Below are 24,211 nucleotides of genomic sequence, written 5' to 3'. Positions count from 1 at the left end.
TTTAATTCTTCCCGACTCGTTCACACCGCGTTGCTGCTGCGTTGTTCCCTGTCGTTGGAGCGGCATTATAGGGAGTTTCTGAGGAGCCGCAAGTCTTTATTTGAAATAAATTATCAACCGCTCATTAATTCAGCAAACCTTCCTATTTTGGATGATAAATCAACAAAAAAGGGGCCGAATTGTGATTCAGCCCCTTTTTATCATGACTTACTCAGGTAATTTTAACTGAGTTCGCCTGACCATTGCGTTACTGTTTAGCCACTATATGGTCGTTCTCTACATCTATAGTAATAGGTTTACCTGGTATCAGCTTGCCTGAAAGGATTTGCTGAGCCAGCGGATTTTCGATTTCCTGCTGAATGGCGCGTTTAAGAGGACGCGCACCGTATACGGGATCAAATCCGGTATTACCAAGCAGCTCCAATGCAGCGTCAGTAAGATGCGCACTGTAGCCCCGCTCTTCCAAACGTTTATACAAACGCTGTAGCTGGATTTCAGCAATATGCTTGATATGCGCATGACCCAGCGGATGGAAGACCACCACCTCATCTATACGGTTGATGAATTCAGGACGGAAGTTCTGGGTAACCACTTCCATTACTGATTCCTTCATCTGCGCATAGGTCGCTTCACCGAAATGCTGCTGGATAACGTCAGACCCCAAGTTAGAAGTCATGATCACCACAGTGTTGCGGAAATCAACGGTACGGCCCTGCCCATCGGTTAAACGTCCGTCGTCCAAAACCTGAAGAAGAATGTTAAACACATCAGGATGTGCCTTCTCAACTTCATCAAGCAGAATGACAGAGTAAGGACGACGACGAACTGCCTCAGTCAAATAGCCGCCCTCTTCATAACCCACATAGCCAGGAGGTGCACCCACCAGCCGAGATACAGAGTGTTTCTCCATAAACTCCGACATGTCGATTCTCACCATCGCGTCGTCGCTGTTAAACAGGAACGTCGCCAGCGCTTTACACAATTCCGTTTTACCGACGCCCGTTGGCCCAAGGAACAGGAATGAACCAATCGGACGGTTAGGATCGGATAATCCTGCACGACTGCGGCGGATTGCATTCGATACAGCTTCAACCGCTTCATTCTGGCCAATGACACGCTTATGGAGATCGTCTTCCATGCGTAGCAGCTTTTCACGCTCACTTTCCAGCATTCTCGCCACTGGAATACCGGTCCAGCGCGCGAGTACGTCGGCAATTTCAACGTCGGTGACGCGGTTGCGCAGCAGCTTGATCGATTTACCTTCAGCCTGCGTTGCCGCAGCGAGCTGTTTCTCAAGCTCCGGTATCTTGCCGTACTGCAGCTCAGACATACGTCCAAGGTCACCGACGCGACGTGCCTGCTCAAGCGTAATTTTAGCCTGCTCAAGCTCGGCTTTAATGTTCTGCGTGCCGGTCAAAGAGGCTTTTTCAGCTTTCCACTCTTCATCAAGCCCGGAATATTCCCGCTCTTTCTGATCGAGTTCGGTAGTGATCATTTCAAGACGCTTGATGCTGGCGTCATCCGACTCTTTCTTTAATGCCTGCTGCTCAAGCTTCAACTGAATGATACGACGGTCCAGGCGATCCAGAGATTCTGGCTTGGAATCCATCTGCATACGAATGCTCGATGCCGCTTCATCTATAAGGTCGATAGCCTTGTCAGGCAATTGACGATCGGATATGTACCGGTGCGAGAGCGTCGCCGCCGCCACAATAGCCGGGTCAGTTATTTGAACGTGGTGATGTAGCTCATAGCGCTCTTTCAAGCCGCGCAGAATCGCAATGGTGTCTTCAACAGAAGGCTCGGCCACAAATACTTTCTGGAAACGACGTTCTAACGCAGCATCCTTTTCAATAAACTGGCGATACTCGTTCAGCGTCGTTGCGCCGACGCAGTGCAGTTCACCGCGAGCAAGCGCAGGCTTGAGCATGTTGCCCGCATCCATTGCGCCGTCGGCTTTACCGGCACCCACCATGGTATGCAGTTCATCGATAAACAGAATGACGTTACCTTCCTGCTTGGCGAGGTCGTTGAGCACGCCTTTCAGACGCTCTTCAAACTCACCACGGTATTTGGCACCCGCCACCAGCGCACCCATGTCTAAGGACAGCACGCGCTTGTTTTTCAGACCTTCAGGCACTTCACCATTAATAATGCGCTGAGCCAAACCTTCGGCAATGGCCGTTTTACCCACGCCGGGTTCACCGATTAATACCGGATTGTTTTTAGTACGGCGCTGCAGAACCTGAATGGTGCGACGAATTTCTTCATCACGCCCAATTACCGGATCAAGCTTGCCCTGCTCGGCACGCTCGGTCAGATCAATAGTGAATTTTTTCAAAGCCTGACGTGAATCTTCGGCTCCCTGGTCATCCACTTTGTCACCACCTCGCATTTGATCGATAGCCGCGTTGATTTTATCGACGGTCGCGCCGCTGGCCTTCAACAGGTCAGTCAATACGCCCCGGTCTTTTAATGCCGCCAGAATAAAGAGCTCTGACGAGATAAATTTATCAGCGCGCTGCTGGGATAATTTGTCACAGAGATTTAAAACACGAACCAGTTCACTTGATGGTTGAACATCACCCCCGGTTCCTTCAACTTGCGGTAAACGCCCCAAAGCCTGTTCGACATCCGTACGAACTCGCTGAGCGTCAACGCCCGCAGAGGTCAATAAAGGACGAACAGTTCCCCCTTCCTGCGTGAGCAAAGCGCTCATCAGGTGGACAGGTTCGATAAATTGGTTGTCGCGCCCGAGTGCGAGTGACTGGGCATCGGCGAGGGCAAGCTGGAATTTGCTGGTAAGACGATCCAGACGCATAACACCTCCAATACTGAACAAAATTGCTACTGGAGATTAAATGAGGTCATCCCTCACGATTTCAAGGTTACTTTGTCAGTATATTATGAGTACAACGTTATGCGTTGTTGGATCGTCTTGATTTAGTAGGTTATCTCAGCCAAATCAAAGTTGCCAGCCGTCCGGTGATTCCATCGCGTCGATAGGAGAAAAAAAGTTCGGGGCAACTCACCGTGCAGCAGTCACCGCCATATATTTGTGTGACGCCAGCGGCCTGTAGTCGAAGCCGGGCCAATTGATAAATATCGGCGAGGAATTTTTCATTTAAAGGGGTAAAAGCTGAGGCGGCCTGAGGATCGCTGGCCACAAAAGCCTCTTTCACTTCGCCGCCGACCTCAAACTGCCGTGGTCCAATCGCCGGGCCGAACCACGCCATAATCTCCTGCGGTTTGGCACGAAACGCCGAAAGCGTATTTTCGAGCACGCCTGCATTCAATCCACGCCATCCGGCATGCGCCGCCGCCACTTCGTCCCCTGCTTTACTGCAAAACAGCACAGGCAGACAGTCTGCGCTCATGGCGGCGCAAACCACGCCAGGTTGGTCGGTATAGGCCGCATCAGCACGGATTGTATGATGGGAAGTTTCGCGGGTCAGACGAGCCACGTCGGTGCCGTGTACCTGATCCAGCCAATGTGGCGCAGCAGGCAGTGAGGCAAGTTCAATTAAACGTTGGCGATTGGTTTCTACGTGCTGTGGGAAATCTGAAACGTGGGTTCCAAGATTCAACGACGCGTAGGGTGGCAAACTCACCCCGCCCAAACGCGTTGTTGAACAGGACCGCACCGATTCAGGCTGCGGCCACTGTGGAAGGATTAATGCCGGCATTACCAATGCATCTGATCCTTGAACTCTTCGGTATCGGCTTTCAGCGCGTTGATCAGATCAACCATATCCTGCGGCAATGGCGCATGCCATTCCATCTGAATACCCGTCACCGGATGGAACAGACGCAGCATGGTGGCGTGCAGTGCCTGACGGTCGAAGGTACGCAGCTGCTGGATAAATGCATCGGAAGCGCCTTTTGGCGGACGGGGACGGCCCCCATAAAGCTGATCGCCTACCAGAGGATGATCAATGTGCGCCATATGCACACGGATCTGGTGAGTACGACCCGTTTCCAGGCGCAGACGCAGACGCGTATGGGCGCGGAAATGCTCCATGATGCGGTAGTGTGTGGTCGCCGGTTTACCCATTGGGTGAACCGCCATGTGAGTACGCTTGGTGCTGTGACGAGAGATCGGCTGATTTACCGTTCCGCCGGCAGTCATCGTGCCGATAGCTACAGCTTCATACTCACGGGTGATTTCGCGACGCTGAAGGGCATCAACCAAATGGGTCTGCGCGGGAACGGTTTTGGCGACCACCATCAGACCGGTTGTGTCTTTGTCCAAACGATGAACAATACCGCAACGGGGTACGTCAATTATCTCAGGATAGTAGTGCAGTAAGGCATTAAGCACGGTACCATCTGGATTACCGGCACCGGGATGCACGACCAGATCACGCGGCTTGTTAATGACTAAAATATCGCTATCTTCGTAAACGATTTCAAGCGCAATGTCCTGAGGGAGCCAACGCGCTTCTTCTTCAATTTGTGCATTGATTGCGATAGCTTCGCCACCCAACACTTTTTCTTTAGGTTTGGTGGATTTTTTGCCATTAACCGTGACCCTTTCATCAAGAATCCAATCTTTTATGCGAGATCTTGAATAATCAGGGAACAATTCGGCCAAAGCCTGATCTAATCGTTGACCGAGTTGTGTTTCGGCAACCGTCGCCGTGAGTTCTACTTGTTGTGCCATATGGTGCTCTTGGGTAACCTTGGGTTTTCACGGCGATGCCGTTTAAAATAATGTGCTATTGTAGCTGGTCTTTGTCGGGAGCTTCACGGACAGTCTCCCAGAATAACACCTGAGGATAATCAAAACGTCATGACGCGTGTGAAATATCTGGTGGCAGCAGCCACGTTGAGTCTGGCGCTGGTGGGTTGCTCCAGTTCCAAAGAAGTGGTGCCCGATAACCCGCCAAACGTACTTTATGCGACCGCCCAGCAAAAACTGCAGGACGGGAACTTTAAAGGTGCGATTGCGCAACTGGAAGCGTTAGATAACCGCTATCCGTTTGGGCCGTACTCACAGCAAGTGCAGTTGGATCTGATTTATGCCTATTACAAGTCGGCAGATTTGCCACTTGCCCAGGCATCTATCGATCGCTTCATGCGTTTGAATCCAACTCATCCAAACATCGACTACGTCATGTACATGCGTGGTCTGACCGATATGGCGTTGGATGATAGTGCACTGCAAGGATTCTTTGGTGTCGACCGCTCAGACCGTGATCCACAGCATGCACGCGCTGCGTTTCGCGATTTCAGCCAGCTGATTCATTCTTATCCAAACAGTCAGTATGCGGCCGATGCCAACAAGCGTCTGGTCTTCCTGAAAGACCGTTTGTCTAAATATGAACTGTCAGTGGTGCAATACTACACTAAACGCGGGGCTTACGTCGCCGTTGTTAATCGTGTTGAGCAAATGATGAAGGATTATCCTGATACTAAAGCAACGCGTGACGCGCTGCCGATGATGGAAAATGCTTACAAAGAACTGCAATTGAATAACGAAGCAGACAAGGTTGCTAAAATTATTGCGCAGAATCCTGCCTGATAATACAACATCTGTGTGTTTAAAACGGTGGCCTTGGCTGCCGTTTTTTTTGCGTTAAAAATGAGCTAATTAGCTGATGGTCGCTCAAAATATCTCTCTGATAATGCGGCATTCGTCAGCAAGACTCAACCCCCTTTGGTCACTAAATCCACCCAAATCACAAATTACGTTTACTTGACAAAAAGTGACAAAAAAATGTGATTTTGATCACACATTTTGTCTCAAAGGGAGGTATGCTGGACCTACCTAGACGGAAAGAGAGAGAGGTAAGTTAATATGATCGTAAACATTACCAGCAAGCACATGGACATCACCACCGCGATTCGGGACCACGTCGAAGACCGTCTAAAAAAACTGGAAAAATGGCAGACTCAGTTAATTACTCCACACATTGTTCTTTCTAAGGAGCCTCAAGGATTCGTCGCCGATGCCACAATTGGCACCGCCAATGGCCCGCTAGTTGCCAGCGCTTCACACGACGACATGTACGCCGCAGTGAATGAGTTGATCGCAAAACTTGAACGCCAGTTGAACAAAGCTCAACATAAAGGCGAAGCGCGAAGGGCTGAAAGTTGCGTTAAAGATATAAATCTACAGCCGCTTGAAGAGGAGTAATCGTCTCCCGCACGGCTCGGTCAGGGTTCAAATGAACTAAAATGACCTTAACAAACGCGCTCATTGGGGCGCGTTTGTTTTTTGTGAGCTCCCGCTTTTTGATCAATCGCGGTGCGAAAGGCAAATCTTATTGACAGGGGGAAAAGCCAAAGGTTACCTTAAAGGCTGGAAACCCAATGAGCAAAAAAATACGCATGAGTATCAAACCGTTTTTCTTCGCATTCTTTTTTACCTTCCCCTGACTGGGAGGCGTTTCGTCGTATAAGAAAGAATGCGAAGACGAACAGAAAGCCTCCCACCGGGAGGCTTTTTTTTTGGATGTTTTGAGACAGGAATACCTGAAGCGCCATCCGCCTTCAGGACAGACAATTAAAAAGGCATAACCGATGAGTGAAAACCCGTTACTGGACCTGCGTGAGCGAATTAGCGCATTAGACATTAAATTATTAGCCTTGCTGTCCGAAAGACGCGGCCTGGCCATTGAAGTCGCCCAAGCTAAAATGCATACCCACCGCCCCATCCGTGATATCGAACGCGAGCGCGAACTCCTCAATCGCCTTATTGTTGAAGGTAAGAAGCATAACCTCGACGGCCATTACATCACCCGCGTATATCAACTGATTATTGAAGATTCTGTTTTAACGCAGCAGGCGCTGTTGCAACAGCATTTGAATAAAACAGCTTCCGGCTCGGCACGTGTGGCTTTCCTCGGTCCAAAAGGGTCTTACTCGCACCTTGCTGCCCGCCAGTACGCAGCGCGTCATTTTGACCAGTTTATTGAGTGTGGATGCCTAAAATTCCAAGATATCTTATCGCAGGTTGAAACCGGTCAGGCAGACTATGCAGTGTTACCGATTGAAAATACCAGCTCAGGTTCAATAAACGACGTTTATGACCTGCTTCAGCACACCAGTCTGTCTATCGTGAGTGAACTGACCAATGTTATCGATCACTGCGTGCTGGTTGCGACTGATACCGATCTGTCAAAAATCGAAACGGTTTACAGCCATCCGCAGCCATTCCAGCAGTGCAGCCAATTTATCAACCGTTTCCCGCACTGGAAAATTGAATACTGTGAAAGCACAGCCGCCGCGATGGAAAAAGTTGCCGCATCAAAATCACCTAACGTTGCCGCATTAGGCAGCGAGGCCGGCGGTGCACTTTATGGACTTCAGGTGCTTGAACACAATCTCGCAAACCAGAAGCAGAACATCACCCGCTTTATCGTGCTGGCTAGAAAGGCTATCGACGTAACCGAGCAGGTTCCGGCAAAAACGACGCTAATTATGGCCACCGGTCAGCAGGCCGGTGCGCTGGTTGATGCACTGATGGTCTTCCGTGAACAGGGCGTGATTATGACTAAGCTGGAATCTCGCCCTATCAACGGTAATCCGTGGGAGGAAATGTTCTACGTGGACGTACAGGCTAACCTGCGCTCTGAGGCAATGCAGAATGCGCTGCTTAATTTGAGTCCAATAACCCGCTCACTCAAGGTTCTGGGTTGTTACCCGAGTGAAAACGTGGTCGCCGTTAACCCCGAATAACCCCCGCTCGTCGACATTAAAAAAGGCCAGCTCGGGTAACCGGCTGGCCTTTGTCTTTTTAGGACGCTTTACATTAATCTGAACTAGCGACGGTTGTCGTTCGCCTGACGCAGCAATGAACCGCTTTCTTTAAGGAAACGAGGTGCATAATCGCCGAACCAGTCTTCAACCTGTCTGAACTTGGTGATGAATGCCTGCTTATCACCGGTTTCGAGCAGCGCCAGCGCGTCACCGAATCGCTGATAGTAGCGTTTTATCAGAGAGAGATTGTTCTCTGACGACATAATAATGTCAGCATAAAGCTGTGGATCCTGCGCAAACAGGCGGCCCACCATGGCCAATTCAAGTCGATATATCGGCGAAGACAGCGCCAAAAGCTGTTCAATTTCAACGTTTTCTTCCGACAAATGCATTCCATAGGCAAAGGTTGCAAAGTGGCGCAGTGCCTGTACGAAAGCCATATTCTGGTCATGTTCAACGGCGCTGATTTTATGTAAACGTGCGCCCCACACCTGCAGTTGCTCAAGCAACCATTGATAGGCTTCCGGCTCACGGCCGTCGCAGTAAACCACGACCTGTTTAGCCAAGCTGGCAACGTCAGGACCAAACATTGGATGTAATCCAACAACGGGACCGTCGTGCGCGGCAAGCATTGCCTGCAGCGGTTTGTTTTTAACCGACGCCAGGTCAACCAAAATGCAGTCATCTGGCAGCTTCGGCAGGCGAGCAATCACTTCTTCTGTTAAGTGGATTGGCACGCTGACAATTACCATGCCCGCATCGGCAAGCAAAGTCTCGGCTTCAAGCCAATCTTCCTGCTCCAACGATTTTACCTGATAACCGGAGAGCTCCAGCATGCGGGTAAAGAGACGCCCCATTTGGCCTTTGCCACCCACAATCACTACCGGACGCAGCGCAGGATGAAGCGTTTTAAAACCTTTATCGTTTTCGCTGGAGTAAGACTCACGCATCACACGACGCAGCACGTCTTCAATCAAATCGGCAGGCACGCCCAGATTTTCGGCTTCCTGACGGCGCGAAGCCAGCATCGCAGCTTCGCGCTCGGGCACATAAATCGGCAAGCCATAGCGGCTTTTGACTTCGCCCACTTCTGCCACCAAATGCAATCGCCTGGCGAGAAGGTCTAATAATGCCTTATCAACTTCATCAATCTGATCGCGCAGTGCATTAAGTTCAGCCACCATAAAACGTTTACTCTCCTGAAATTCTTGCTGCCAGCGAGTCACCCAGTTCTTGATGCATATTACGCAGCAGAGCCTCAGTGGTTTCCCAATTAATGCAGGCATCGGTCACGGAAACGCCATAACGCATCTCTGAACGCGGTTGCTCTGACGATTGGTTGCCTTCTTGCAGATGGCTCTCAAGCATCAAACCGGTAATTGAGCGATTTCCGGCTTTAATCTGGCTGATGGCCGATTCGGCAACCAATGGCTGGCGGCGATAGTCTTTGTTTGAATTGCCATGGCTGCAATCTATCATCAAGGAAGGACGGAGTCCCGCGTCCTGCATCTGTTTTTCACAGTCGCGAACGTCTTCTGCGCTGTAGTTCGGGGTTTTTCCGCCGCGAAGGATAACGTGCCCGTCTGGATTACCCTGAGTTTGCAACAAACAAACTTGACCCGCCTGATTAATGCCGACAAATCGGTGCGGCATTGCGGCAGCGCGCATGGCGTTAATGGCGGTGCTCAGGCTGCCATCGGTGCCGTTTTTAAAGCCAACTGGCATAGAGAGGCCGGAGGCCATTTCGCGGTGAGTTTGTGATTCGGTAGTACGCGCACCAATCGCCGACCAGCTGAACAGGTCGCCAAGGTACTGCGGGCTATTTGGATCCAACGCTTCGGTGGCAATGGGCAAGCCCATGCTGACCAGTTGCAGCAAAAGATTACGCGCGATGTGCAAACCGCCTTCTACGTCAAAGGTGCCGTCCATGTGCGGATCGTTAATAAGCCCTTTCCAACCCACGGTGGTGCGCGGTTTTTCAAAGTAAACGCGCATCACGATGTAAAGACGATCGCTCAGCTCTTCAGACAGGGTTTTCAAGTGACGTGCATAATCTATTGCGGCATCAAGGTCGTGAACAGAACATGGACCACACACAATCAGCAAACGCGGGTCGCGACCGTGAATGATATCGGCGATGGTCTGACGTGACTGTTCGATGCTAGTTTGATTATCTGCGCTTAAAGGGAACTTGTTTTTCAATTCCTCAGGCGTAATGAGGATTTCTTCGGCACTGATGTGCACGTTGTTCAGAGCGTCTTTTTGCATAATGGTTATCCACAATAAATTTGAATTTTTTGCTGTTATAGCAGCACTGCGGACAACGATAACACAGGCTGTAAACTTTTCAAACAACATGTGTAAACTTTAAATTACCAAAGGCGCATTAAAGGCCATTAAGTGTAAATATAAAATTACACCTTGAAGTTAGCACACGGGAGGACCCGGTTTCTCCAGGCAAAAAAAAACGGCCCGCAAGCGGGCCGTTTATATAACACTTGAGAATGTTATCGTGCGTTAACGCGGTTAAGACGCTCTTTGATACGAGCAGACTTACCGGTACGTTCACGCAGGTAGTACAGTTTCGCTTGACGAACGGCACCACGACGTTTAACAGCGATGCTGTCAATTACAGGTGAGTGAGTCTGGAATACACGCTCAACACCTTCGCCGTTAGAAATTTTACGAACAGTGAATGCAGAGTGCAGACCGCGGTTACGGATAGCGATAACCACGCCCTCGAATGCCTGCAGACGTTTCTTGCTTCCTTCAACGACCCATACTTTCACTTCGACCGAGTCACCCGGACGGAATGAAGGTACGTCTTGCTTCATCTGCTCTTGTTCGATTTGCTTAATGATATTGCTCATAATATATCTCTTACCCTAGGTAAACTGATAGTTCGGAAAAGCTTGGCGTTATGCTCAAACATTCCCTTCATAGTCATTGTTGACTGATTCGATGTTCCCGTTGGAACTCTTTCAGCAACACCTCTTGCTCGTCAGTCAGAGCTAGGTTTTCCAGAAGTTCAGGTCTTCTAAGCCAGGTACGACCCAGCGACTGCTTCAAACGCCAGCGACGTATTTCTGCATGGTTTCCCGACAGTAGAACCGGGGGAACTTCCATGCCTTCCAACACTTCAGGGCGGGTATAATGAGGACAATCCAGTAGACCATCGGCAAAAGAATCTTCCTCTGCCGAAGCATGATGACCCAGAACGCCCGGTATAAAGCGGGATACTGAATCAATCAACGTCATAGCGGGTAACTCCCCACCGCTGAGTACGTAATCGCCTATTGACCATTCTTCGTCAATTTCGGTTTTGATCACGCGCTCGTCGATCCCCTCGTAGCGACCACACACCAGTATAATTTTCTGGTAAGCCGCCAGTTCGCAAACGCCTTGCTGGTCAAGTTTGCGCCCCTGTGGTGAAAGATAAATCACTTTCACGCCTTCGCCTGCCGCTGCTTTAGCTGTATGAATCGCTTCCCGTAAGGGTTGCACCATCATCAGCATTCCCGGGCCGCCGCCGTAAGGGCGTTCGTCCACGGTACGATGCCGATCGTAGGCGAAGTCACGAGGACTCCAGCACGCTACGCTCAGCAGGCCATTCTTTACTGCCCGGCCAGTTACCCCGTAATCGGTGATTGCGCGGAACATTTCAGGGAAAAGGCTAACTATACCAATCCACATAGCCTAATCCTTATAACCACGTTCCGCTCAGCCTACAGTTATCTACACGAGTAGACATTACGGAGGTCAAAAACCAGGATCCCAATCTATCTCGATGACTCGAGTAGTGAGATCGACTTTCTTGATAACCTGCCCATCGAGGAACGGAATTAACCGCTCCTTGATGCCAAATGCATCTTTCAGGTTTGCTTTAACTACCATGACATCGTTCGAACCGGTTTCCATCATATCGATGACTTTACCGAATTCGTAACCAGTGGTTGATACTACCTGGCAACCGAAAAGGTCTTTCCAGTAGTAATCGCCGTCGGTCAGGTCTGGCAGTTGGCGCGAATCCACAACAATCTCGCGATTTGTCAGCAGATTGGCCGCGTCCCGATCGTCAACGCCTTTGACTTTGATGATCAGGTCCTGATTGTGGCGCTTCCAGCTTTCCAGCTCTACAGCTTGCCACTTACCTGCCTGCTGGATGAACCACGGCTGGTATTCGAAAATGCTTTCAGCGTCTTCGGTGGATGAAAACACTCTGAGCCAACCGCGAATACCGTAAGTTGAGCCCATTTTACCGAGAACAATCGGTTCTTCAGGCGCCACTGGATTGAGTTGCTTGCTCATTGTCACCACCGCGACGGATTAAGCTGCTTTCTTAGCGTCTTTGATCAGCGAAGCTACGCGATCAGAAACGGTTGCACCCAGATCTTGCCAATGAGCAATACGATCCAGGTCCAGACGCAGTGCTTCAGCCTGGCCAGAAGCCAATGGGTTGAAGAAGCCTACGCGCTCGATGAAGCGACCATCACGAGCATTGCGGCTGTCGGTCACTACTACTTGATAGAACGGACGCTTTTTTGCGCCGCCACGTGCCAAACGAATTGTTACCATAACATCCTCTTTAGTGAATAAAACAACCAGACCCCATCGGGGAACGGGGTCTGGTTGCAATATAAAAAGCCCGAAAATTTTACTCATTTTGGAGCAAAAAGCAATCGAAAGCGTCTATAACCCAAAACTACTTTTGACCAATGGCTAATTTTCGGTACTTATTATCATGTTGAACAGCGTCTTAACGGCCTGGGAAACCAGGTGGCATCATACCTTTCATGCCACGCATCATCTTGGCCATGCCGCCGTTCTTCATTTTCTTCATCATGCGCTGCATGTCGTCAAACTGCTTGAGCAGTCTGTTAACGTCCTGCACCTGCATACCGGCACCCAGCGCGATACGGCGCTTGCGGGAACCTTTGATGATTTCTGGCTTAGCGCGCTCTTTCAGCGTCATCGAGTTGATGATAGCTTCCATGCGCACCAACACTTTATCGTCCATCTGCGACTTGACGTTGTCTGGCAATTGACCCACACCCGGCAGTTTGCTCATCATGCTGGCCATGCCACCCATGTTGCGCATTTGCTTCAGCTGGTCGAGGAAATCGGTCAGGTCGAAACCATTGCCCTTTTTCATCTTGTTGGCCAGCTTCTCGGCCTGTGCACGGTCTACCTTGCTTTCGATATCTTCGATAAGGGAAAGCACGTCACCCATGCCCAGAATACGTGATGCCACGCGGTCTGGGTGGAAGGGTTCAAGGGCTTCAATTTTCTCGCCCATACCCAAGAATTTAATCGGTTTGCCCGTAATATGACGAATAGAGAGCGCCGCACCGCCGCGGGCATCACCGTCTACTTTCGTCAGAATTACACCGGTAAGCGGCAGTGCTTCGTTGAAGGCTTTAGCCGTGTTGGCGGCATCCTGACCGGTCATAGCATCGACCACAAACAGCGTTTCTACCGGCTTGATAGCGGCGTGAACCTGTTTGATTTCGTCCATCATCGCTTCATCAACGTGCAAACGACCGGCGGTATCCACCAGCAATACGTCGAAGAATTTCAATTTTGCATGTTGCAAAGCGGCGTTAACGATGTCGATAGGCTTCTGGCTGGCATCAGAGGAGAAGAAATCTACCCCTACCTGCTCCGCCAGAGTTTCTAGCTGTTTAATCGCCGCAGGGCGATAAACGTCGGCAGAAACCACTAACACTTTTTTCTTACGCTTTTCTTTCAAGAATTTAGCAAGTTTCGCGACGCTGGTGGTTTTACCCGCCCCCTGCAGACCCGCCATCAGCACAACGGCCGGTGGCTGAGCAGCGAGGTTTAGCTCGGAATTTGCTTCGCCCATTGCTGTAACCAGCTCTTTCTGGACGATTTTTATAAACTCTTGACCCGGTGTCAGGCTTTTGTTGACTTCGGTGCCAACGGCCGCCTCTTTCACGCGGTTAATGAAGTCGCGCACTACCGGTAGCGCAACGTCCGCCTCCAGCAATGCCATGCGTACTTCACGCAGAGTTTCCTTAACATTTTCTTCGGTCAGCCGCCCACGGCCGCTGATATTGCGCAGTGTGCGCGACAATCGATCGGTTAAATTATCAAACATCGTCTCTTGCTCAACGTAATGACAGGCCGCCTTTGCGACACAATTGCGGGATTATAACACGAGATGTCCGCACAATCTCTGCCCGATATATAAAGGTAAAAACTGGAGAGTAGTTGGAGCACGACGCCGGTAACGTTATACTGGCTTTCTCATTCATTTTAAGACGCAAATGACACAATATGCCCGTTTTCGCTCTTGTCGCCATGATCGCCTATTTGCTAAGCCTTTCTCTGATCATTCCCAGCCTGATCCGCAAGAATGGCACCTATCGGCGCATCGCGTTACTTTCGGCCGTTGTCGCTCTGATTTGTCACGCCGTTACGCTTGAACAGCGCGTGTTTGACGTCAGCACCGGTCAAAATCTGAGCCTGGTCAACATCGGCTCGATAGTCAGCCTGATCATCTGTACGGTGATGACTATCGTGGCGTCGAGAAGCCGCGGCTGGTTTATATTACCCATTGTTTACTGCTTTGCGTTGATAAACCTCGCGCTGGTTGCGTTCCTGCCCGGCGAATTTATAACGCACCTTGAGGCAAGCAAAGGTTTATTAGTCCATATAGGATTAGCGCTCTTTTCTTACGCAACGCTGATTATTGCTGCACTGTATGCTCTGCAACTGGCCTGGCTCGATTATCAGTTGAAAAATAAAAAACTGACTTTTTCTTCCGACATGCCGCCTTTAATGAGCATTGAGCGCAAGCTTTTCCACATCACACAGGGTGGCGTGATTCTGTTAACGCTGACGCTTTGCACCGGCCTGCTGTATATGGAAAATCTGTTCAGCCGTGAGAACATTGATAAAGCGGTACTGTCTATTCTGGCGTGGCTGGTTTATATCGTACTGCTTTGGGGTCACTATCATGAAGGCTGGCGCGGCCGCCGCGTGGTATGGTTCAGCATGGCGGGCGCCATTTTACTGACGCTGGCCTATTTTGGCAGTCGCCTCATTCAGCAAGTGATGGTTCACTGAGCATTGCGTAAACGTTGTTCATAGTTTTTAGTTTTTAACTCAATAAGGAATTACCCGTTGGAGCACGTCTCTACAACTACCCTCATTATCATATTGGCTATCATGGTGGTAGTTTCCGGCTATTTTTCAGCTTCCGAAACAGGAATGATGACGCTGAACCGCTATCGGTTACGTCATCTTGCCAAGCAAGGAAACCGCGCCGCACGACGTGTTGAAAAGCTGCTTAAACGTCCAGATCAGTTGATCAGCTTGGTGTTGATCGGCAATAACCTGGTCAATATTCTCGCCTCAGCGCTGGCAACTATTGTCGGCATGCGCCTTTATGGCGATGCGGGCGTGGCCGTTGCGACTGGCGTTCTGACCTTTGTGGTTCTGCTGTTTGCAGAAGTGCTGCCAAAAACCTATGCGGCGCTGCATCCCGAGCGTGTCGCCTTCCCGAGCAGTATTTTGCTGCGTCCCCTGCAAACTATTATGATGCCGCTGGTGTGGTTGCTCAACAGCCTCTCCAAGATATTGATGCGCATGTTTGGTATTAACACTAGCGTGGGAATAAGCGACGCGGTGAGTAAAGAAGAGCTGCGCACCATCGTGAACGAGTCACGTTCGCAGATTTCACGCCGCAATCAGGACATGCTGCTCTCTGTACTGGATTTGGAAAAGGTCTCTGTGGATGACATCATGGTGCCGCGAAATGAAATCGTGGGTATTGATATCAACGACGACTGGAAGTCTATAATTCGTCAGCTAACGCATTCGCCGCACGGCCGCATTGTGCTCTACCGCGATTCTCTGGACGACGCTATCGGCATGCTGCGGCTGCGCGAAGCCTATCGCCTGATGACCGAGAAGAAAGAGTTTACCAAAGAGAATCTGCTGCGTGCTGCTGATGAAATCTACTACATCCCTGAAGGCACGCCGCTGAATATTCAGCTGGTAAAATTTCAGCGGAACAAGAAGAAAGTCGGCATCGTAGTCGATGAATACGGTGATATTCAGGGACTGGTCACGGTTGAAGACATTTTAGAAGAGATTGTCGGTGACTTTACGACCTCAATGTCGCCTACGCTGGCGGAGGAAGTCACTCCGCAAAGCGATGGCACAGTGTTGATTGAAGGCAGCGCCAACGTGCGCGAGCTGAACAAGGCCTTTAACTGGAATCTGCCGACCGACGGTCCGCGAACGATCAACGGCATGCTGCTGGAAGTGCTGGAAGATATTCCCAAGGCCGGTGCTAGCCTGCGTATTGAAAGCTATGAGGTCGAGATCCTCGACGTGCAAGACAACATGATTAAACAGGTAAAAGTTCGCCCGTTGAAAACGTTGCGCAGCGCCAACGACCATCATTAAACTTTCGCCGCTGCGCCGCAGCCAATAAAAAAGACGCGATTATCGCGTCTTTTTTTATGCCCAAATCAGTCGATCCGGAGCCACTGCAATCACCGACTAGATGTGCAGTTCGGTCAGTTTTTCTGGCGGCAGTGCCAGTTCATCGTTGTGATTAACACCAATTTCACTATCAACGATGTGCTGAGCGATTTCCTGTGCTTCTTTCAAGGAGTGCATGTTGCACGTACCACATTGATAGATATTCAGCTCAGGGATCTGATTCTGATCTTTAACTTTCAGAATGTCGGCCATGGCCGCTTTCCAGGAAGCAGCAACAAACTTCTCGTCTGGCACACCAATCAGGCTCATGTAGAAACCTGTACGGCAACCCATCGGAGAAATATCGATAATTTCAACGCCGTTACCATTAAGGTGATTACGCATAAAACCAGCGAACAAGTGCTCAAGAGTGTGAGTACCGCGCTCAGTCATCACTTCAATATTCGGGCGGCAGAAGCGCAGATCGAATACGGTGATGGTGTCCCCGTTTGGGGTTTTCATGGTTTTAGCGACACGAACGGCCGGTGCTGCCATTCGGGTGTGGTCTACGGTAAAGCTATCCAACAGTGGCATGTCGTCACCTCTCCTAAAAATAAATAATTTTTTTTTCGAACTCAGGAAACCTTTTCCCATAACGTGAGTCTGAATATATGAAAGACGCGCATTTGTTATCATCATCCCTGTAAACAGAGATGTTTGTTTTGGCCACATTGATTGTGGCCATTTTCTTTTCTGGCTCCCTGCCCTACTTCGCGGCGAGAGCAGCCAGGTACTCTTCAAAGCTTAGCTTATCATTAGCTTCCAGGTTGCGCTGACGCAGCCGGGATTCTTCGTACTCATTAGCCAACTGCTGCTCGGTAAGGATTTCCAGCGGCTCATCAATCAGCATTTGACGATACTTCTCTGCCAACTTCAGGCCCAGATTACCCTCACCCTCGGCTTTCATCGCCTTGAGGATGCGCGCGGAATAGGTCAGTTCAGGATTATCGAAGGCGGCAACCAGTTCACTGCAAACGTCCTGATACTCGCTGTTGCCATTTTGGCTATCCAATACTTGAGCTACGCGACTCAAATCGGCAAACAGTGACTTGCCGACTTTATTTAACGGCTGTCTGGCGTCTTCACATCCGATGCCAATGGTCTGCCCCGGTTTACGTCCTTCCAAAATCACGCGATTCCAGTTCTGGCGCGTACACAGGATTTCGTCGCTGTTCATTTCCGGCGCGTCGGCCAATGCACACCATATCAAAAATAAATCGAGGAAACGTGCCTGAGAAGCATCAACGCCAATCGGCGAGAAAGGATTGACGTCGAGAGAACGCACCTCGATGTATTCAATTCCACTGCGCATCAACGCTTCCGAAGGCGTTTCACCCGGTTTGGTGACGCGCTTAGGACGGATAGGAGCATAAAGCTCGTTCTCAATCTGTAACACATTGGTGTTTAACTGGACGTATTTACCGTCTTTCTTGACGCCCATGTCGGCATATTCAGCCGAAGGAGTGCGAATAGCGCGTTTCACGCCAGTCACATAAGTCTCAAGATCGTTAAAGGTAATGCCCAGATTAGTTTGCGATTTACTGGTATATCCCAGATCACTCAGGCGCAACGCAGTGGCGTAAGGCAGATAGCAAAGTCCGTTATCAGTATGTTCAAACGGCAGATTCGTTTCGCGCCCTTTAAGGAACGAGGAGCAAATTGCAGGAGATGCGCCAAACAGGTAAGGAATAACCCAGCCAAAGCGGTAATAGTTGCGGATCAGCTTAAAATAGCCAGCAGAGATCTCGTCTTTACCGCTCTGCGCATCCTCGATGCCCAGACGCGCCTGCCAAAATTCTATCGGGAGGGAGAAGTTATAGTGGATCCCCGAAATTATCTGCATCAATGCGCCGTAGCGGCTTTTAAGCCCCTGACGATACAGTGTTTTCAGCTGACCAATATTGGAGCTGCCGTACTGAGCCAGAACGATGTCATCTTCGGAGTCGATAAAGCACGGCATACTCAGTGGCCACATCATGTCGTCGCCCAGCTCTTTCGCTACGTGACGATGAATATCGCGCAAAAAACTCAGAGTATGCTCAATACTTTTTTCGGCAGGCGTAATGAACTCGAGCAGCTGTTCGGCAAAATCGGTTGTTATCCAATGATGCGTCAACGCCGCGCCCAGAGCCTCAGGGTGGCCCGTCTTTGCCAATGAGCCGTTGGCGTTAACGCGCAGCGTTTCACGCTCAATACCCCGACGAATACCCTTTAATGACTGCGGGTGAGCTTCTAGCCAGGAAAGCGCCTGTGATACATCCGGGATCAAATTGACCTCCCGCTTTTTGAATAAGTTAACGCGTACGTTTTCTGAATCTGCATAGATGTGACCATCATAGATAATCGATACCAATCTAACCCCACCATGAGCCCACCTTCAATGTAATAACGGCCAATGCCGTATAACGCAGCGTTTTTCCAATACACAGAAATAACACTACCAAGGCCCAAGGCATGCGTAACCAACCAGCCAAAACGCATAACAAATCACCCACTACCGGCAACCAACTGAGCAACAGCGCAGCGGGTCCAAATCGTTTTAACCCTCCGAGGGCTAATTTGAGCCCGCGCTGTGGTGTTAACTCAGGTAGAAAGCGCCCGATAATGACGTTTGTTACACCACCGAGGGTATTCCCCAATGATGCCGTAATGACCAACGCTGCGGGCGTGGCGCTGCCCGCAGATAATAAAGCAACTAATACAACTTCGGAATTTCCCGGCAACAGCGTTGCGCTGAGAAAACTGCTACCCAATAATGATGCTAATGCTACGCTCGCACTCACAGCGTGCGCACATCAACATAGGCCATATTTGCACGTTTGGCCGCTTCAATACCAAAATCAGCGTCCTCAAACACCACGCACTTTTCAGGTGGAACCCCAATAAGCTCGGCACAGCGGAGAAAAGTATCCGGTGCTGGCTTGTGATTTTCAACATCATTGGCACCCACAATGGCATCAAAGCAATCGCGTAGCCCCAAATGACGCAGTAAAGCATCCGCCATGCCGTGTTCGCTGCCGGTGCCTACCGCCATGGGGCGGCGACCGTGGAAAGCTTTCACCACGTCTATAAGCGGCAAAGGTTTAACTGTATCAAATAACATCACCTGCAACGCTGACGTCTTTTCGGCGGCCAGCAGATGGGGATCGAGATCCGCCTTGTTACTTTCAATAATAAATTTTGCAATTCGCCAGGTCGGCGAGCCGTTAAGAGCAACCATCGCAGCGACGTCAAATTGCAAACTGTATTTAGACAGCACCTGGTCCCAGGCTTTACGGTGCGTTGGCTCAGTGTCCAATATGGTGCCGTCCATATCAAAGATCAATCCTTCGAAGCCCTCGTACAGCTTGTACTCCATAACCACCGCCTGCTCTTAACAAATCTGGGGAAAACTACTTTATCGTAAAGATGTAGGATTGTCGCTTTTTGTCAGGTCAGACAGCACATTGGGAATAGGAGAAAAGAGTTAAATATCAAACGAGGACATTTTAGATGAAGAGATTTCAGGAAGACCGAAAGCAAAAAACCCGCCAAAGCGGGTTTTTCTAAATAGAGTGCACAGGAGGATTATTCGCTTTACGCCTTACCCTTGCTGGCCGTTGCTGAGGCAACGTTATCGTCCTTCGTGTTTCCATTTAACATTGCATCACCCTTCAAGATCCCTTTGATGGTGGCAAGTCGTTAAATGGTGCACCCAGGAAGATTATTTGGCTTACGCCTCACCCTTACGGGCCGCTGCTAAAGCAACGTTATCATCCTTCGTGCTTCCACTTTGCATTGCATGTCCATTTCAAGTTTCCTTGAAGGGTAGCAATTCGTTAAGTGGTGCACCCAGGAAGATTCGAACTTCCGACCGCTCGGTTCGTAGCCGAGTACTCTATCCAGCTGAGCTATGGGTGCATTTTGAACTATTTTACTAACGATTGTTGCGAAGAAAAAGCAGAGACTAGAATGGTGCATTTAGGAAGATTATTCGGCTTACGCCTTACCCTTATGGGTCGTTGCTAAAGCAACATTATCATCCTTTATGCTCCCATTTAACATTGCATCACCATTTCAAGTTTCCTTTGATGGCGGCGAGTCGTTAAATGGTGCACCCAGGAAGATTCGAACTTCCGACCGCTCGGTTCGTAGCCGAGTACTCTATCCAGCTGAGCTATGGGTGCATATCAATTCTTTAACGCAGTTCTTTACAGCAGAGTTACTTCACCACTTTCACATTCTACCGTTACGGCCTCGGATGCTCACTTGATTGCAAATCAATATACATCAAAGAAAGAATGGTGCACCCAGGAAGATTATTTGGCTTACGCCTCACCCTTACGGGCCGCTGCTAAAGCAACGTTATCATCCTTCGTGCTTCCACTTTGCATTGCATGTCCATTTCAAGTTTCCTTGAAGGGTAGCAATTCGTTAAGTGGTGCACCCAGGAAGATTCGAACTTCCGACCGCTCGGTTCGTAGCCGAGTACTCTATCCAGCTGAGCTATGGGTGCATCTTAAATGGCGGTGAGGCGGGGATTCGAACCCCGGATGCAGCTTTTGACCGCATACTCCCTTAGCAGGGGAGCGCCTTCAGCCTCTCGGCCACCTCACCATACGCTTCTTTCGAATTGTGCTGACTTACTTTGTTTAAGCTCATCGGCACTGCGTGGCGCACATATTACTTTCCCGCACTTATAAGTCAAACCCTTTTTTCCCAAGAATCGTTTGTTTGCACAATTCGCATCCAACCTGCGCAGTTTAACGGCAAAATAATGGCTTTGATTGGTAAAAACCAATGTTTAATCAGTAAAAAGTCATGAGGGGGGGTGCAATTGCAGGAAAAGAAATTTGGAGAAATTGAGATAAAACGGGAGGTAAACACCAAAAACAGTGCTGAGGATTCATCAGCGCCTCGCCATCGACGAGACGCCTGACAAATTAATAACTCGTCTGTTGAGATTTTTCAGCCTGAATGCGCTGGTAGATCTCTTCGCGGTGCACTGAGACCTCTTTGGGCGCATTCACACCAATACGCACCTGATTACCTTTAACACCTAACACGGTAACCGTAACCTCATCGCCAATCATGAGGGTTTCACCAACTCGGCGAGTCAGAATAAGCATTCTTTGCTCCTTGGATAATTAAAAGAGTCGGGTCTCTCAGTTTCACAGGCATTATCTATCATAAGCTGTAAAAACGTAAGCCATGACCCTCACATAAAATGTACGTCAGCCTTATACATTAGCTGTGAGTGATTTTAAGTTTAGCCGAAATCGGCGAAGTCGTGACTTATTAAATGAGAGTTAACCGGTCGTTAAGACTAAAAACGCCATAATGAACAAGAGATTATGGCGTTGACACTTTTACTGATTTTATGACTACAGCTTGTTAGCAACCCAAGCTTCGACGCCCGCTAGCGCCGCTGGCAAGGCCTGTACATCAGTACCGCCCGCCTGAGCCATATCAGGACGACCGCCGCCTTTTCCGCCTACCTGAGAGGCGATCGCGCCGATTAACTCCCCGGCTTTAATACGATCGGTCAGGTCTTTTGTCACGCCCGCAATCAAGCTCACCTTATCATCTGCGACCGTGGCCAGCACAATTATCACCGAGCCGAGCTGATTTTTAAGGTCATCGACCATAGTGCGCAACATCTTAGGTTCAACGTTATCAAGCTGTTTAACCAGCAGTTTAACGCCGTTTACTTCTTTCGTTTGACCCGACAGTGACGCACTTTCCTGCGCTGCCTGCTGGTCTTTCACCTGCTGAAGCTCTTTTTCCAACAGACGTGAACGCTCAATCAGCGTACGAATTTTGTCGGTGACGCTGTTAACATCGCCTTTGACCAAGTGCGCAACGTCCTGTAGCAGATCGTTTTGCTGGTGCAACGCAGCAATCGCGTTCTCGCCCGTGATAGCCTCAATACGGCGTACACCTGCGGCGGTACCGGATTCACTTTGAATACGGAACAGGCCGATATCACCCGTGCGGCTTGCGTGAATCCCCCCACACAGCTCGGTGGAGAAGTCGCCCATCGAGAGTACACGAACGTGGTCATCGTACTTCTCACCGAACAGCGCCATAGCGCCTTGCTCTTTCGCGTCGTCCAATGCCATGATTTTGGTTTCAATTGGCAGATTACGACGAATTTGCGCATTAACCAAATCTTCAACCCGACGGATCTCTTCCGCCTTCATCGCTTCAAAATGCGAGAAGTCAAAACGCAGGTAGTTGTCATTAACCAAAGAGCCTTTCTGTGCCACGTGCTTGCCTAGAACCTGACGCAGCGCCGCATGAAGCAAATGGGTAGCCGAGTGGTTAAGACGAATACGATCACGACGAGCGGCATCTACATCGGCTTCTACGCCGTCGTTAATGCTCAGCTTGCCTGCGCTCAGCACGCCCTGATGTCCAATAGCCTTACCGTATTTTTGCGTATCGCTTACGACAAACTCACCGTTAGTCGTTTTCAGTACGCCTTTATCGCCAACCTGTCCGCCAGATTCGCCATAGAAAGGCGTATCGTCCAGAACAACAATTGCGCTCTCGCCGGCCTGAATTTCTTCAACCGGTTGGCCATTAACAAACAGGGCAACGACTTTAGACTGTCGCTGCACGTGTTCATAGCCTGAGAACTGGGTGACGCCGTCAACGCGAACCATGCTGTTATAGTCAGCGCTGAAACCGCTGGACTCACGCGCGCGGTTACGCTGGATCTCCATCGCCTTTTCGAATCCTTCCTCGTCCACCTTGAGATTGCGCTCACGGCAAACGTCCGCAGTTAAATCAACGGGGAAACCAAAGGTATCGTACAGACGGAAAACAATATCGCCAGGCAGGGTATCGCCTTTAAGCGCAGCCAGCTCTTCGTCGAGCAGCGTCAGTCCACGCTCTAGAGTACGAGCAAACTGCTCTTCTTCAGTTTTCAGCAACTGCTCAACGGTAGACTGCTGTTTAGCCAGCTCCAGACCCGCAGAACCCATGACCTCAACCAAAGGCGCGACCAGCTTATAAAAGAAGGTCTCTTTCGCGCCCAGCATGTTGCCATGACGAACTGCACGACGAATGATACGACGCAGCACGTAGCCACGTCCCTCATTGGAAGGAATAACGCCGTCGGAAATCAGGAAAGCACAAGAACGAATGTGGTCAGCAATAACGCGCAGCGACTTGTTGTTCAGGTCCGTAGCACCCGTTAGCGCAGCGACGGCAGCAATCAGCTTCTGGAACAAGTCGATATCGTAGTTCGAGTTCACGTGCTGCAGCACCGCTGTAATACGCTCCAGTCCCATACCGGTATCTACGGAAGGTTTCGGCAGCGCAAGCATAGTGCCGTCGGCCTGACGGTTGAACTGCATGAAGACCAGGTTCCAGATTTCGATATAACGGTCGCCGTCTTCTTCTGCGCTGCCAGGAGGGCCGCCCCAGATATGCTCACCGTGATCGTAGAAAATCTCAGAACATGGACCGCAAGGGCCGGTATCGCCCATCTGCCAGAAGTTGTCTGACGCGTACTGGCCCCCTTTGTTGTCACCGATACGGATAATGCGCTCAGCCGGGACGCCAATCTTGTTTTCCCAAATGCCGTAAGCTTCGTCATCGGTGGCGTAGACGGTAACCCACAGTTTTTCTTTTGGTAGATTAAACCAGTTCTCACCGGTCAACAGTTCCCAGGCAAATTTGATGGCATCTTCTTTGAAGTAATCACCAAAGCTGAAGTTGCCCAGCATTTCGAAGAAGGTGTGGTGACGTGCGGTGTAACCCACGTTTTCTAAATCGTTGTGTTTACCACCGGCGCGTACACAGCGCTGAGACGTGGTCGCGCGATGGTAGTCACGGTTGTCCAGGCCTAGAAAAACGTCTTTGAATTGGTTCATACCGGCATTGGTAAACATCAATGTCGGATCATTAGTAGGGATCAGCGAGCTGCTGTCGACAACAGTGTGTCCCTTACTATGGAAGAAATCGAGAAACGCTTGACGGATCTCAGCGGTGCTCTTGCTCATAA

General features: G+C 50.0%; 23 protein-coding genes, 4 tRNA genes and 1 other annotated feature. Of the genes, 7 read left to right on the top strand and 20 right to left on the bottom strand.

Going from position 1 to position 24,211, the window contains the following annotated elements; all coding sequences use genetic code 11:
- Window positions 1–219 (top strand): hypothetical protein (locus BS639_RS25055; RefSeq protein WP_206601150.1); only part of this gene is annotated, 219 nt, incomplete at its 5' end.
- Window positions 220–247: 28 nt separating this feature from the next.
- Here the strand turns inward: BS639_RS25055 and clpB are convergent.
- The 3 genes from clpB to rluD form a co-directional block, all read right to left on the bottom strand.
- Window positions 248–2,821, bottom strand: a complete 2,574-nt coding sequence (clpB, locus tag BS639_RS07045) for an ATP-dependent chaperone ClpB (protein WP_055775239.1) — start codon at window positions 2,819–2,821, stop codon at window positions 248–250.
- Window positions 2,822–2,951: 130 nt separating this feature from the next.
- Entirely contained in the window at window positions 2,952–3,686 is a 735-nt protein-coding gene (gene yfiH, locus BS639_RS07040; protein ID WP_084982666.1) for a purine nucleoside phosphorylase YfiH, read from the bottom strand.
- Complete coding sequence (gene rluD, locus BS639_RS07035) at window positions 3,686–4,663, bottom strand: 23S rRNA pseudouridine(1911/1915/1917) synthase RluD (RefSeq protein WP_055775232.1); 978 nt, start codon at window positions 4,661–4,663, stop codon at window positions 3,686–3,688. The genes yfiH and rluD overlap by 1 nt, the downstream gene beginning before the upstream one ends.
- Window positions 4,664–4,792: 129 nt before the next feature.
- Here rluD and bamD point away from each other — a divergent pair, with 129 nt between their 5' ends.
- The 4 genes from bamD to pheA all read left to right on the top strand — a co-directional run bounded on the left by bamD (window position 4,793) and on the right by pheA (window position 7,683).
- The gene (gene bamD, locus BS639_RS07025; protein WP_055775229.1) at window positions 4,793–5,524 is read left to right on the top strand and encodes an outer membrane protein assembly factor BamD; all 732 of its coding nucleotides are present in this window, start codon (window positions 4,793–4,795) and stop codon (window positions 5,522–5,524) included.
- Between the two features lie 276 nt (window positions 5,525–5,800).
- On the top strand, window positions 5,801–6,139 hold the full coding sequence (gene raiA / locus BS639_RS07020; RefSeq protein WP_055775226.1) for a ribosome-associated translation inhibitor RaiA: 339 nt from the start codon (window positions 5,801–5,803) through the stop codon (window positions 6,137–6,139).
- Between the two features lie 193 nt (window positions 6,140–6,332).
- Window positions 6,333–6,455 (top strand) — a sequence feature (Phe leader region).
- On the top strand, window positions 6,334–6,381 hold the full coding sequence (locus BS639_RS25035) for a hypothetical protein (RefSeq protein ID WP_193791627.1): 48 nt from the start codon (window positions 6,334–6,336) through the stop codon (window positions 6,379–6,381). It overlaps the preceding feature by 48 nt.
- 70 nt (window positions 6,456–6,525) lie before the next feature.
- A complete protein-coding gene (pheA, locus tag BS639_RS07010) occupies window positions 6,526–7,683 on the top strand; it encodes a bifunctional chorismate mutase/prephenate dehydratase (protein ID WP_084982665.1) in 1,158 nt (385 codons plus the stop codon).
- An 83-nt stretch (window positions 7,684–7,766) separates the two neighbouring features.
- Here the strand turns inward: pheA and tyrA are convergent, their stop codons facing one another.
- The 7 genes from tyrA to ffh all read right to left on the bottom strand — a co-directional run bounded on the left by tyrA (window position 7,767) and on the right by ffh (window position 13,822).
- Window positions 7,767–8,888, bottom strand: coding sequence for a bifunctional chorismate mutase/prephenate dehydrogenase (gene tyrA / locus BS639_RS07005; RefSeq protein WP_055775218.1), 1,122 nt, complete (start codon window positions 8,886–8,888; stop codon window positions 7,767–7,769).
- A 7-nt stretch (window positions 8,889–8,895) separates the two neighbouring features.
- Entirely contained in the window at window positions 8,896–9,972 is a 1,077-nt protein-coding gene (locus BS639_RS07000) for a 3-deoxy-7-phosphoheptulonate synthase (protein ID WP_055775315.1), read from the bottom strand.
- A gap of 239 nt (window positions 9,973–10,211) precedes the next feature.
- Window positions 10,212–10,574 (bottom strand): 50S ribosomal protein L19, encoded by a 363-nt coding sequence (gene rplS, locus BS639_RS06995; protein WP_045048586.1) that lies wholly within the window; start codon window positions 10,572–10,574, stop codon window positions 10,212–10,214.
- A gap of 73 nt (window positions 10,575–10,647) precedes the next feature.
- Window positions 10,648–11,397 (bottom strand): tRNA (guanosine(37)-N1)-methyltransferase TrmD, encoded by a 750-nt coding sequence (gene trmD, locus BS639_RS06990; protein WP_055775215.1) that lies wholly within the window; start codon window positions 11,395–11,397, stop codon window positions 10,648–10,650.
- Window positions 11,398–11,463: 66 nt separating this feature from the next.
- Window positions 11,464–12,012 (bottom strand): ribosome maturation factor RimM, encoded by a 549-nt coding sequence (gene rimM / locus BS639_RS06985; RefSeq protein WP_055775212.1) that lies wholly within the window; start codon window positions 12,010–12,012, stop codon window positions 11,464–11,466.
- Between the two features lie 18 nt (window positions 12,013–12,030).
- Window positions 12,031–12,279 carry a 30S ribosomal protein S16 gene (rpsP, locus tag BS639_RS06980; RefSeq protein WP_017493592.1) on the bottom strand — a complete coding sequence of 83 codons (249 nt, stop codon included), beginning with the start codon at window positions 12,277–12,279 and terminating at the stop codon, window positions 12,031–12,033.
- 181 nt (window positions 12,280–12,460) lie between these two features.
- Window positions 12,461–13,822: a signal recognition particle protein gene (gene ffh, locus BS639_RS06975; RefSeq protein WP_055775210.1), complete on the bottom strand. Its 1,362-nt coding sequence runs from the start codon at window positions 13,820–13,822 to the stop codon at window positions 12,461–12,463.
- 179 nt (window positions 13,823–14,001) lie between these two features.
- Between ffh and BS639_RS06970 the strand changes: the two genes are divergently transcribed.
- Together BS639_RS06970 and BS639_RS06965 are read left to right on the top strand one after the other, a co-directional pair.
- Window positions 14,002–14,793: a cytochrome C assembly family protein gene (locus BS639_RS06970; protein WP_055775206.1), complete on the top strand. Its 792-nt coding sequence runs from the start codon at window positions 14,002–14,004 to the stop codon at window positions 14,791–14,793.
- Between the two features lie 57 nt (window positions 14,794–14,850).
- Window positions 14,851–16,140: an HlyC/CorC family transporter gene (locus BS639_RS06965; RefSeq protein ID WP_055775204.1), complete on the top strand. Its 1,290-nt coding sequence runs from the start codon at window positions 14,851–14,853 to the stop codon at window positions 16,138–16,140.
- 96 nt (window positions 16,141–16,236) lie between these two features.
- Here the strand turns inward: BS639_RS06965 and luxS are convergent, their stop codons facing one another.
- The 10 genes from luxS to alaS form a co-directional block, all read right to left on the bottom strand.
- Window positions 16,237–16,752, bottom strand: a complete 516-nt coding sequence (gene luxS, locus BS639_RS06960) for an S-ribosylhomocysteine lyase (RefSeq protein WP_055775201.1) — start codon at window positions 16,750–16,752, stop codon at window positions 16,237–16,239.
- A gap of 172 nt (window positions 16,753–16,924) precedes the next feature.
- Complete coding sequence (gshA, locus tag BS639_RS06955; RefSeq protein ID WP_055775311.1) at window positions 16,925–18,487, bottom strand: glutamate--cysteine ligase; 1,563 nt, start codon at window positions 18,485–18,487, stop codon at window positions 16,925–16,927.
- A gap of 85 nt (window positions 18,488–18,572) precedes the next feature.
- Window positions 18,573–19,001: a YqaA family protein gene (locus BS639_RS06950; protein ID WP_084982664.1), complete on the bottom strand. Its 429-nt coding sequence runs from the start codon at window positions 18,999–19,001 to the stop codon at window positions 18,573–18,575.
- A complete protein-coding gene (gene yqaB / locus BS639_RS06945; RefSeq protein ID WP_407690303.1) occupies window positions 18,998–19,576 on the bottom strand; it encodes a fructose-1-phosphate/6-phosphogluconate phosphatase in 579 nt (192 codons plus the stop codon). Before yqaB ends, BS639_RS06950 begins: the two co-directional genes overlap by 4 nt.
- A gap of 465 nt (window positions 19,577–20,041) precedes the next feature.
- A tRNA-Arg gene (locus BS639_RS06940) sits at window positions 20,042–20,118 on the bottom strand.
- Window positions 20,119–20,307: 189 nt separating this feature from the next.
- Window positions 20,308–20,384: transfer RNA gene (locus BS639_RS06935), tRNA-Arg, on the bottom strand.
- Between the two features lie 252 nt (window positions 20,385–20,636).
- Window positions 20,637–20,713, bottom strand: a tRNA-Arg gene (locus BS639_RS06930).
- Window positions 20,714–20,721: 8 nt separating this feature from the next.
- Window positions 20,722–20,814: transfer RNA gene (locus BS639_RS06925), tRNA-Ser, on the bottom strand.
- Window positions 20,815–21,140: 326 nt separating this feature from the next.
- The gene (gene csrA, locus BS639_RS06920; RefSeq protein ID WP_013574027.1) at window positions 21,141–21,326 is read right to left on the bottom strand and encodes a carbon storage regulator CsrA; all 186 of its coding nucleotides are present in this window, start codon (window positions 21,324–21,326) and stop codon (window positions 21,141–21,143) included.
- A 255-nt stretch (window positions 21,327–21,581) separates the two neighbouring features.
- Window positions 21,582–24,209, bottom strand: coding sequence for an alanine--tRNA ligase (gene alaS / locus BS639_RS06915; protein WP_084982663.1), 2,628 nt, complete (start codon window positions 24,207–24,209; stop codon window positions 21,582–21,584).
- Between the last annotated feature and the right edge of the window lie 2 nt (window positions 24,210–24,211).

Source organism: Rouxiella silvae (genome assembly GCF_002093625.1).
In the GTDB taxonomy this organism is placed as follows: Bacteria; Pseudomonadota; Gammaproteobacteria; order Enterobacterales; family Enterobacteriaceae; genus Rouxiella; species Rouxiella silvae.
This window is presented reverse-complemented; position numbering and strand designations above follow the sequence as displayed.

Coding starts and splice junctions, on each gene's coding strand:
- clpB (WP_055775239.1), bottom strand. CDS start 2,821: ATGCGTCTGGATCGTCTTACCAGCAAATTCCAGCTTGCCCTCGCCGAT.
- yfiH (WP_084982666.1), bottom strand. CDS start 3,686: ATGCCGGCATTAATCCTTCCACAGTGGCCGCAGCCTGAATCGGTGCGG.
- rluD (WP_055775232.1), bottom strand. CDS start 4,663: ATGGCACAACAAGTAGAACTCACGGCGACGGTTGCCGAAACACAACTC.
- bamD (WP_055775229.1), top strand. CDS start 4,793: ATGACGCGTGTGAAATATCTGGTGGCAGCAGCCACGTTGAGTCTGGCG.
- raiA (WP_055775226.1), top strand. CDS start 5,801: ATGATCGTAAACATTACCAGCAAGCACATGGACATCACCACCGCGATT.
- pheA (WP_084982665.1), top strand. CDS start 6,526: ATGAGTGAAAACCCGTTACTGGACCTGCGTGAGCGAATTAGCGCATTA.
- tyrA (WP_055775218.1), bottom strand. CDS start 8,888: ATGGTGGCTGAACTTAATGCACTGCGCGATCAGATTGATGAAGTTGAT.
- BS639_RS07000 (WP_055775315.1), bottom strand. CDS start 9,972: ATGCAAAAAGACGCTCTGAACAACGTGCACATCAGTGCCGAAGAAATC.
- rplS (WP_045048586.1), bottom strand. CDS start 10,574: ATGAGCAATATCATTAAGCAAATCGAACAAGAGCAGATGAAGCAAGAC.
- trmD (WP_055775215.1), bottom strand. CDS start 11,397: ATGTGGATTGGTATAGTTAGCCTTTTCCCTGAAATGTTCCGCGCAATC.
- rimM (WP_055775212.1), bottom strand. CDS start 12,012: ATGAGCAAGCAACTCAATCCAGTGGCGCCTGAAGAACCGATTGTTCTC.
- rpsP (WP_017493592.1), bottom strand. CDS start 12,279: ATGGTAACAATTCGTTTGGCACGTGGCGGCGCAAAAAAGCGTCCGTTC.
- ffh (WP_055775210.1), bottom strand. CDS start 13,822: ATGTTTGATAATTTAACCGATCGATTGTCGCGCACACTGCGCAATATC.
- BS639_RS06970 (WP_055775206.1), top strand. CDS start 14,002: ATGCCCGTTTTCGCTCTTGTCGCCATGATCGCCTATTTGCTAAGCCTT.
- luxS (WP_055775201.1), bottom strand. CDS start 16,752: ATGCCACTGTTGGATAGCTTTACCGTAGACCACACCCGAATGGCAGCA.
- yqaB (WP_407690303.1), bottom strand. CDS start 19,576: ATGGAGTACAAGCTGTACGAGGGCTTCGAAGGATTGATCTTTGATATG.
- csrA (WP_013574027.1), bottom strand. CDS start 21,326: ATGCTTATTCTGACTCGCCGAGTTGGTGAAACCCTCATGATTGGCGAT.
- alaS (WP_084982663.1), bottom strand. CDS start 24,209: ATGAGCAAGAGCACCGCTGAGATCCGTCAAGCGTTTCTCGATTTCTTC.